Origin of the sequence: Bradyrhizobium sp. SHOUNA76, from assembly GCF_023006445.1 — a bacterium.
Taxonomy (GTDB): Bacteria; Pseudomonadota; Alphaproteobacteria; order Rhizobiales; family Xanthobacteraceae; genus Bradyrhizobium.
In genome coordinates this window covers 1-738 of sequence record NZ_JALBHA010001038.1, presented here as the reverse complement: position 1 = coordinate 738, position 738 = coordinate 1, and the positions used below count along the sequence as shown (strand labels likewise).

The window sequence follows — 738 nt, the reverse complement described above, 5'->3', positions numbered from 1 at the left end:
ATTGCCGCCGATGCGCGCCTCCACGTTTCCGGCTGTGGCAAGGGCTGTGCGCATTCCGGCACGGCCGCAGTCACACTGGTCGCGACAGGCACCGGCTTCGATCTCGTCCGCGACGGCTCGACGCGCGACGAGCCGGTTCTGCGCGGATTGAACGGCGCCGACATCGTCAGCGATCCCTCCATCCTGGTGGGAGGGCACTGATGCCGCACACCTACGAGACCGATGGCGCGGCGATCTATCGTCAGTCCTTCGCGACCATCCGCGCCGAGGCGGACCTTGCGCGCTTTTCGCCTGATGAAGAGCAGGTCGTGGTGCGGATGATCCATGCCGCCGGCATGGTTGGCCTGGAGGCGCATATCCGCTTCACGCCTGATATGGCGACGGTCGCGCGCGCGGCCTTGCAGAAGGGCGCGCCGATCCTGTGTGACGCGCGCATGGTCTCGGAAGGGATCACGCGCGCAAGGCTTCCCGCGGCGAACGCGGTGATCTGCACGCTCGGCGATGCCGCGGTTCCCGCACTGGCGCAATCGATGCGCAACACGCGCTCGGCCGCGGCGCTGGAGCTGTGGCGGCCTCATCTCGATGGCGCGATCGTGGCGATCGGCAACGCGCCGACCGCACTGTTTCATCTGCTCAACATGCTGGAGGACCGCGATTGCCCGCGGCCGGCGGCGATCATCGGCTGCCCTGTCGGCTTCGTCGGCGCCGCCGAATCCAAGGCTGCGCTGATGGCCGATC

At 68.2% G+C, this 738-nt stretch carries 1 protein-coding gene and 1 pseudogene; both read left to right on the top strand.

What is annotated here, in order from left to right; translation table 11 throughout:
- Window positions 1–201, top strand: a pseudogene (locus MOV74_RS39555) (precorrin-3B synthase); the annotation flags it as partial.
- A partial coding sequence (locus MOV74_RS39550) for a precorrin-8X methylmutase (protein WP_246933042.1) occupies window positions 201–738 on the top strand: 538 nt, incomplete at its 3' end. The pseudogene MOV74_RS39555 and the gene MOV74_RS39550, both read left to right, overlap by 1 nt.